Consider the following 7,547-nt stretch of genomic DNA (forward strand, 5'->3'; position numbering starts at 1 on the left):
GCCCCGGCTTCACCCCGCCCCGCACCGGCCTGAAACTGTCCAGGGTCGCCGGGTACGGGCGGGTCGAGCTGACCAACACCGCCGGGTCCGGCGTCGCGATCGTCCCGCTGCACATCGGCTACATCCAGGACCGCGCCCAGAACCACGCCCTGTGCCGGTCGGCGTTCCTGGCGCCCGGGCAGAGCCTGATGTTCGAGGACGCCTGCTGCGTCCAGGAGTCCCAGGGCGGCTACCTCGCCGGCGCCGACCAGTGGTTCTTCGTCCTGCCGCTGGAACTGCGCGCCCGCGCCCTGGAACTGCGCGGCGTCCACGGCTACGGCAAGCTGTGGGAGGACATCGCCGCCCTCAACGCCCGCTACGGGCTCCCGCCGCGCGGGCACCTGGAGCAGATCCTGTCGCGCAAGCGGCCCGTGCTCACCCAGTTCCGGTCGCGGCTGGAGCCGCAGCCCGGGCAGGTCGGCGCGCTGTTCTTCGTCGCCGGGACCTTCGCCGGCCTGGAAATCGCGCCCGACCCCGGCTACTTCGCCGAGATGTGGCCCGCGCTGGTGTGCTTCGCCTACGGCGTCGCCGCCTGGCACGCCGAGCCCCCTCCCGCCGACCCCGCACCCCTGGAGACCGCCCCCGTGGAGTTCGCCGCGGACGGCGGCGGGCTGGACGGGCTGCGCGGCGCCCTGGAACGCGACCGCGCGGCCCGCCTCGCCCGGATCGGCGGATGGCTCGCCGCCGTCCCCGCCGAACTCCACGGGGCCGAACTCCACGAGGAGGACCGCTACCTCGACCTGCGGCTGTCCACCGTCACCGCCCCCCACCTGGCCGGGCAGATCGTCACCGACGGCGGCCGCACCGTCTACGCGTCCCTGTTCGCCCGCTGAGCCCGTCCGCCGCGTCCGCCCGCCGGCCCCGGGGCCGCCCGGAAAAGGGGTTGCCCCGGGGAAGCGGCACCCACTTGAATCGGAGGTGCGGGAACTGTGCCGGGCACGTCAGGCGGAACCCCGATTCCAGATCCGGGATTCGCGCGATGCTGAGGACGTCGTCAAGGCGAGAAAGAGCCTGACGGAGCGCCGGCCGCCTGTCCCGCCCCCTCCGGATCGGCGCCGCTCATGAAGGGCTCCAGCGCCGACCGCACCCGCGGCGGCATCTCCCGCTTGGACTTGGACGCCGGGTCGATGAACACGTGCCGCACCTCCCCGTCGGCGATGAGCCGGCCCTCCACCCGGAACACCGGCCGCACCACCATGCTCGTCACCCCCAGATGCGCCACCGGCATCGACACCTCCAGCAGCTCGTCGAACCGGGCGCCCTCCCGGAACCGGATCCGCGCCTCGGCCACCACCAGGTCGTAGCCGTCGTCCACCATCTGCCCGTAGTCGCCGATCAGCTCCCGCCACATCTCCGTCAGCGCCACGTCGTAGAAGAACAGGTAGTGGCCGTTGAACACCACGCCCTGCTGATCGCACTCGCTGTACCGCACCCGCAGCCGATGCGTGAACACATCACCCATACCGGGCATCCTGCCTCATCCGGTGAGCCGGGCGGCGCGGCCCCGCAGGTACCGCCGCTCCGGCACGCTCGTCGTCAGCCGCGCCGCCGCCCGGAACTCCGCCAGCGCCCCCGCGCGGTCACCGGCCATCTCCAGCAGGTGCGCCCGGACGGCGTGCAGCCGGTGATGCCCCGCCATCCGCACGTCGCCCTCCAGCGGCCCCAGCAGCTCCAGCCCCGCCCGCGGACCCCGCGCCATCGCCACCGCGACCGCGTGGTTGAGCCGCACCACCGGGCCCGGGTCCAGCCGCTCCAGCAGCTCGTACAGCGCGACGAGCTGCGGCCAGTCGGTGTCGCCCGCGCGGGCCGCCTCGGCGTGCACCGCCGCGATCGCCGCCTGCGCCTGGTACGGCCCGAGCCGCGCCCGCGCCAGCGTCCGGGTCACCAGCGCGGTCCCCTCGGCGATGGACGCCCGGTCCCACAGCGCGCGGTCCTGCTCGGCCAGCGGCACCAGGCTCCCGTCCGCGGCGGTGCGGGCCGGGCGGCGCGCGTCGGTGAGCAGCATCAGCGCCAGCAGCCCCGCGGCCTCCCCGTCCCGCGGCAGCAGCCCGTGCAGCGCCCGCGCCAGCCGGATCGCCTCCCCGGTCAGCTCCCCCCGGTGCAGCTGCGGGCCCGAACTGGCCGTGTACCCCTCGTTGAAGACCAGGTACAGCACGTGCAGGACGGCGCGGACCCGCGCGTCCCGCTCACCCGGGGGCGGCATCGCGAACCGGCCGCCCGCCGCCCGGATCCGCTGCTTGGCGCGGCTGATGCGCCGCGCCAGCGCCGCCACCGCCCGGGGCGCCGACCGGCGCAGCAGCTCCTCGACCCGCCCCGCCGGGACGCTCACATCTCCTGGCCGGACGCCGTCATGACCGGGCGCACCTCCACCGCCGCGAACCTCGCGTCGGGGATCCGCGCCGCGATCTCCGCCGCCCGCTCGGGGGAGTCGCAGTCCACCACCACGTACCCGGCCAGCTGCTCCTTGGTCTCCACGAACGGGCCGTCGGTCGCCACCGCCACCCCGTCGCGCACCCGCATCGTCCGCGCGGTCGCCGGATCGGCCAGCGCCGTCCCGGCCACCAGCTCACCCGACTCGGTGATCTCGGTGAACAGCTCCTCGGCCCGCGCCGCGAGCGCGTCGCGCTCCTCGGGCGGCAGCGCCAGGAACGCCGGGTCGCGCAGGAACAGCGGATGCTCCCAGTTCTCGGCGTTGCTGTAGATCAGCAGCAGGTACTTCATCGGGTCCCCCTCCCGCTCACCCTACGGCCGGCGGGCCGGCGACCCCGACCACGTTGCCCTCCGGGTCGGCGAACCACCCGACGCAGAAATCGCCGCCCGACCGGGGCTCCGGGCCCATCCGCCGCGCCCCGCCCAGGCCCTCCGCGCGGGCCAGCGCCGCCTCCACGTCGTCCACACCGACGTAGAACAGCACGCGCGGCCCGAAACCGTCGCCGCCGCCGACGCCCCCGGCGATCTCCGCCGTCCCCTGCCGCACGAACCCGTAGCCGCCCGGCCGCGACACCTTCTCGCTGGCGGCGTCGCCGACCTGGAACGCCCAGCCGAACAGCTCACCGTAGAAGGTGCGGAGCCTCGCCGGGTCCGCGCCGAGGATCTCGAAATGCACCACAGGTGCTCCCATAACCGGTGTCCTTCCTCCGGGTGCGCCCCACCTCGGGCGCCTCACCCCAGAGGACGGACCTGGACGCGGCCCCCTCGACATCCCCGGCCGGATTTCTTTTTCCTACCGCGGGGTGACGAACTCGGGCTGGTCCAGCACGCGCAGCCAGCTGCCGTCGGGCTGGCGCCGCGCGACCTGCGCGCGGGCACCGGCCCCGTCCCGCGGCGGTGTCGAGGTGAGCGCGAGGTCACCGCTGACCAGCGTCGGCAGCGGCTCCTCCGGCTCGAAGCGCGGCCGGTTCGCCAGGACCTTCTCCCACAGTTCCCGGATCGCCTCGCGGCCCACCGTCTGCGAACCCGGCGGATAGGCCATGACCGCGTCCACCTCGTAGAGCGCCGCGACCCCCGCCGCGTCACCGGCGTTGGACCGCTCCACGAACAGCCGCGTGATGTCCTCGGGCCGCATGGCTTTCTCGGGCATGGCCTTCTCGTGCTCCGTCATGGTCCCCCCTTGTCTCCGGTCTGCGTCCCCTCCATCGTCGGCGCCGCCACCGGCAGAAGTCAAAGAGATGAATCTTCTAGAAACCAGAAGGGAGACTTATGGCTTCAGGTGCCGGGCCGCCGGTCCTGGCGCCGCCTGTCCCGCACATAGAGGATCTTCGATTTCCCGTCGCCGGGGCTGCGGTGGTCCAGCTCGAACAGCGTCGTCGCCCGGATCAGGTCGCTGAGCTTGGCGTAGCCGTAGTTGCGGGAGTCGAACTCGGGACGCTGCTTGGTGATGATGTGCCCGACCGACGCCAGCGCCGCCCACCCGTCCTCGTCGGACGCCCCCTCCACGGCGTTGCGCAGCAGGTTCACCAGCGACGAGTCCTGCTTCAGCGCCGCCGCCGAAGACGGCGGCGCAGCCTTGAGCGCCACCGCCTCGGGCTCGGCCGAGACCTGGTCGTAGATCAGGTTCTCGATGTAGATGAACTTGTCGCACGCCGCCACGAACGGCTTGGGCGTCTTGCGCTCCCCGAACCCGTACACGGTCAGGCCCGACTCGCGGATCCGCGAGGCCAGCCGGGTGAAGTCGCTGTCGCTGGAGACCAGGCAGAACCCGTCGAACCGGTCGGAGTACAGCAGGTCCATCGCGTCGATGACCATCGCCGCGTCCGTGGCGTTCTTCCCGGTGGTGTAGGCGAACTGCTGCACCGGCTGGATCGACTGGTCGAGCAGATGCGCCTTCCAGCTCCGCAGGCTCGTCCCCGTCCAGTCGCCGTAGGCGCGCTTCACATGGGCGGTGCCGTACTTGGCGACCTCCGCCAGCAGCCCCTCGATCATCGCCGACTGGGCGTTGTCGGCGTCGATGAGCACCGCCAGCCGGTCGGCGTTCTCGCTGACCATCTCACTCCTCCTCGGGGCCGCCGGACCCCGGGGCCGGCCGCGTCGATTCGCCTGTCGCTTGCCCTGACGTGCATTCCCGCGCGGCCGTAGCCTATGGGGTGGGATGCCGATGAGGAGGTGCGACGTGCACCACGAGACCACCATCGGAGCCCGCCCCCGCGCCCTGCGCCGCTGACGCGGCATGACCCTCGACCGGCGTTCGCACATCTCTGCCCTGGCCAAGACACTGCGCGTGTCGCAGACCGATCTGGTCGGAGGGCCGCACCTGACCGCCGACCCCGGTGCAGGCGGCGCCGCTCGGAGGTCTCGGAATGTCCGGGTTCATTGGACGCGTGCGCCGCCTGTCGTCAAACGTTCGTTTGGTGACAGGCGCTCACTTCCAGCGCGACCGGACGGCCCCGGATCGTCACGGACCGAAGACTTTTCTCAGGGCCGACCTGGGGGAGTTGCGTGCTGTTTCGAGGAGGCACAGCAGGAGGCTCTGACCTAGATCGTGTTGTGGGAAACTAGGCTGTTCGCCGGTAAAAGCGAAGATGGGGGCGTTCGGTGGGAGGCGTGCTGCGGGTTTCGCGGCCCAACGCGCAGTTCCAGCAGTGGGAGGCGCTGCTGCGAAACCGGAACAAACGGCAGCGGGCGGGAGAGTTCTTGGTGCAGGGCGTTCGGCCGATCAGCCTGGCGGTGGAGCGTGGCTGGCCGGTGCGGGCGCTGATCCATGACGCCGAGCGGCCGTTGTCGCGGTGGGCGGCCGGGATGCTGGAGCGGGCGGGGGCCGAGCGGGTGGCGATGGCGCCCGAGCTGCTGGGCCGGCTGAGCGGTAAGGAGCAGGAGGTTCCCGAGCTGGTGGCGGTGGTGGCGCTGCCGGCTGACGACCTGTCCCGGATCACGGTGGGGTCGTCGTTTGTGGGGGTGGTGTTCGACCGGCCGGCCGGACCCGGCAACATTGGCACGATGGTGCGTTCGGTCGACGCGTTCGGCGGCGGGGGGCTGATCGTCACCGGGCACGCCGCTGATCCGTACGATCCCAAGGCGGTGCGCGCCTCCACCGGGTCGCTGCTGGCGGTGCCGGTGGTCCGCGTCCGCTCGCACCGCGAGGTGCTGGAGTGGGTGCACCGGGAGCGGGCGGGCGGTCAGCGGCTGACCGTGGTCGGTACCGACGAGGACGGCGCCGCCGACATCGCCGAGGTGGGCCTGACCGGCCCCACGCTGCTGGTGATCGGGAACGAGACTGCGGGGCTGAGCGCGGGCTGGCGGGAGGGCTGCGACACGATCGCGCGGATCCCGATCGGTGGTGCGGCCAGCTCGCTGAACGCCGCCAGCGCCGCCACCGTCGCGTTGTACGAGGCCGCCCGCCAGCGCGCCCGCCGGTCCTAGGGGGAAGCCGGTGGCCTACCGTTACGCGCTGGTCCGGGAGAATTACGAAGATCTGGCCAGCGGCGGGGTGCTGCGTTCGGCGCCCGGGTTCCCCGCCTTCCCGGTGCGGCTGGCCAGTGAGATGTTTCAGCGCGCCCTGGCGCTGCACGGGGAGCCTGCGGCCCTGGTGTGGGACCCGTGCTGCGGCAGTGGTTACCTGCTGACCGTGCTGGCATTGCTGCATCCCCGCCAGATCACCGCCGTGCTGGGCACCGACATCGACCCTGCCGCGCTGCATCTGGCCGAACAGAACCTGGCCCTGCTGGGCCGGGAAGGCCTGATTGCCCGGGCCGCCGATCTGGACACGCACGCCGAACGCTTCGGCAAGCCCTCCTACACCGCGGCGGCCCAGGCGGCCCGGCGGCTCGCGCGCGGGCTGGCGACCGGGCAGAGCGATGTTACGCATGCCGTGCACCGGGCCGATGTGTTCGATCCCGACCAGCTTCGCCGGGCTCTGGACGGCCGCCGTCCCGGCGTGGTGATCACCGACGTTCCGTACGGCGAGCAGACCGCCTGGCGGGGCCCCGACGGTGCGTCCGGGGTCGCGGGCATGCTGCGCGCCTTGAGGGTGGTGCTGCCCGCGAACGCCGTGATCGCCGTCGCCGTCCGCGGTCGCCGGCTGCGACTGGACGACGGGCCGCGGGCGCAGACGACGTTCCGGATTGGCACCAGAGCCGTCGCCTTGTTTCGCGCCCGGCCCGACCCAGCCCACTGACCACCTGGCCCGCCGGACGGCTCGTCATCGCCGCGCCGCGGCTCAACGACTCCATCACCTGCGACGGGCACCTCTTCCGCTGGGCGTGGGGCCGGGGGGATCGGCCCGTGGAGGAGGTTCCCGGCGCGGCCGACCGCATCGTCCACGTCCTGCGCGCGGTCGAGCCATGACGTGCGAGGACACCGTGATCGACCTGCCCGTGCCGTGGCGGTACACCGGGGTCGTCACCTGGTACGGGCGGACCACCCGGCGGTGGTGGGCCCTGGTCCCGTGGCCGGCGGCGCGTCCGGGAGCTGCCCGACGGGGCGCGGTGGTGAACGCCGTCGGGTGGCTGGACCGGCTCGGCGCCGCGCTGCTCGGGGCGGGCGTGCCCGCTCCCCGCCGGCGCCGTCTGTCGGTGCGGAGTGTCATTCTGGGACGATGATGCACTTCGCGGACGCCGCCCAGTGGGAGGCGTGGCTGGCCGCCAACCACCAGAGCGACGGCGGCGCCTGGCTGAAGATCGCCAAGAAGGGGTCGGCGGCCACCTCGGTCACCATCGGCGAGGCCCTGGACGTCGCGTTGTGCTACGGGTGGATCGACAGCCAGCGCAAGTCCTACGACGAGCACTTCTACCTGCAGCGGTACTCGCGGCGCCGCAAGGGCAGCCCGTGGTCGCGGGTCAATGTCGAGCGGGTGGAGGCGCTGACCGAGGCCGGGCGGATGCGTCCGCCCGGCCTCGCGCAGGTCGCCGCCGCCCGGGCCGACGGCCGGTGGGACGCCGCCTACACCGGGCGGGCGTGCCCGCTCCCCGCCGGCGCCGTCTGTCGGTGCGGAGTGTCATTCTGGGACGATGATGCACTTCGCGGACGCCGCCCAGTGGGAGGCGTGGCTGGCCGCCAACCACCAGAGCGACGGC

The 7,547-nt window shown here is 73.0% G+C and carries 11 protein-coding genes; 5 read left to right on the forward strand and 6 right to left on the reverse strand.

The window, feature by feature from the left end:
- Positions 1-872: DUF6569 family protein (locus E1289_RS38655; RefSeq protein WP_165970745.1), on the forward strand; the 872-nt coding region annotated here is incomplete at its 5' end.
- Between the two features lie 161 nt (positions 873-1,033).
- Here E1289_RS38655 and E1289_RS35050 read toward each other — a convergent pair.
- From E1289_RS35050 to E1289_RS35075, 6 genes are all read right to left on the reverse strand, one after another.
- The gene (locus E1289_RS35050; RefSeq protein ID WP_165970746.1) at positions 1,034-1,501 is read right to left on the reverse strand and encodes a thioesterase family protein; all 468 of its coding nucleotides are present in this window, start codon (positions 1,499-1,501) and stop codon (positions 1,034-1,036) included.
- A gap of 15 nt (positions 1,502-1,516) precedes the next feature.
- Positions 1,517-2,368: a DUF6596 domain-containing protein gene (locus E1289_RS35055; RefSeq protein WP_207929352.1), complete on the reverse strand. Its 852-nt coding sequence runs from the start codon at positions 2,366-2,368 to the stop codon at positions 1,517-1,519.
- Positions 2,365-2,760: a YciI family protein gene (locus E1289_RS35060; protein WP_131988056.1), complete on the reverse strand. Its 396-nt coding sequence runs from the start codon at positions 2,758-2,760 to the stop codon at positions 2,365-2,367. Before E1289_RS35060 ends, E1289_RS35055 begins: the two co-directional genes overlap by 4 nt.
- A gap of 16 nt (positions 2,761-2,776) precedes the next feature.
- Positions 2,777-3,160: a VOC family protein gene (locus E1289_RS35065; RefSeq protein WP_131988058.1), complete on the reverse strand. Its 384-nt coding sequence runs from the start codon at positions 3,158-3,160 to the stop codon at positions 2,777-2,779.
- 102 nt (positions 3,161-3,262) lie between these two features.
- The gene (locus tag E1289_RS35070) at positions 3,263-3,640 is read right to left on the reverse strand and encodes a nuclear transport factor 2 family protein (protein WP_243713371.1); all 378 of its coding nucleotides are present in this window, start codon (positions 3,638-3,640) and stop codon (positions 3,263-3,265) included.
- A 104-nt stretch (positions 3,641-3,744) separates the two neighbouring features.
- Positions 3,745-4,524: an NYN domain-containing protein gene (locus tag E1289_RS35075; protein WP_131988060.1), complete on the reverse strand. Its 780-nt coding sequence runs from the start codon at positions 4,522-4,524 to the stop codon at positions 3,745-3,747.
- Between the two features lie 555 nt (positions 4,525-5,079).
- Here E1289_RS35075 and E1289_RS35080 point away from each other — a divergent pair.
- From E1289_RS35080 to E1289_RS35095, 4 genes are all read left to right on the forward strand, one after another.
- Complete coding sequence (locus tag E1289_RS35080) at positions 5,080-5,895, forward strand: TrmH family RNA methyltransferase (RefSeq protein ID WP_243713373.1); 816 nt, start codon at positions 5,080-5,082, stop codon at positions 5,893-5,895.
- Positions 5,896-5,905: 10 nt separating this feature from the next.
- Complete coding sequence (locus E1289_RS35085; RefSeq protein WP_131988064.1) at positions 5,906-6,649, forward strand: rRNA methyltransferase; 744 nt, start codon at positions 5,906-5,908, stop codon at positions 6,647-6,649.
- 166 nt (positions 6,650-6,815) lie between these two features.
- Positions 6,816-7,073 carry a hypothetical protein gene (locus E1289_RS35090; protein ID WP_131988066.1) on the forward strand — a complete coding sequence of 86 codons (258 nt, stop codon included), beginning with the start codon at positions 6,816-6,818 and terminating at the stop codon, positions 7,071-7,073.
- Positions 7,070-7,547, forward strand: a 478-nt coding sequence (locus E1289_RS35095) for a hypothetical protein (RefSeq protein WP_207929353.1), incomplete at its 3' end; no start/stop codon positions are given. The genes E1289_RS35090 and E1289_RS35095, both read left to right, overlap by 4 nt.

This window comes from Actinomadura sp. 6K520, assembly GCF_004349245.1.
Taxonomy (GTDB): Bacteria; Actinomycetota; Actinomycetes; order Streptosporangiales; family Streptosporangiaceae; genus Spirillospora.

What these genes read in the sequence shown, in the direction of transcription:
- E1289_RS35050 (WP_165970746.1), bottom strand. Translation starts at nt 1,501, where the DNA reads ATGGGTGATGTGTTCACGCATCGGCTGCGGGTGCGGTACAGCGAGTGC.
- E1289_RS35060 (WP_131988056.1), bottom strand. Translation starts at nt 2,760, where the DNA reads ATGAAGTACCTGCTGCTGATCTACAGCAACGCCGAGAACTGGGAGCAT.
- E1289_RS35065 (WP_131988058.1), bottom strand. Translation starts at nt 3,160, where the DNA reads ATGGGAGCACCTGTGGTGCATTTCGAGATCCTCGGCGCGGACCCGGCG.
- E1289_RS35070 (WP_243713371.1), bottom strand. Translation starts at nt 3,640, where the DNA reads ATGACGGAGCACGAGAAGGCCATGCCCGAGAAAGCCATGCGGCCCGAG.
- E1289_RS35075 (WP_131988060.1), bottom strand. Translation starts at nt 4,524, where the DNA reads ATGGTCAGCGAGAACGCCGACCGGCTGGCGGTGCTCATCGACGCCGAC.
- E1289_RS35090 (WP_131988066.1), top strand. Translation starts at nt 6,816, where the DNA reads ATGACGTGCGAGGACACCGTGATCGACCTGCCCGTGCCGTGGCGGTAC.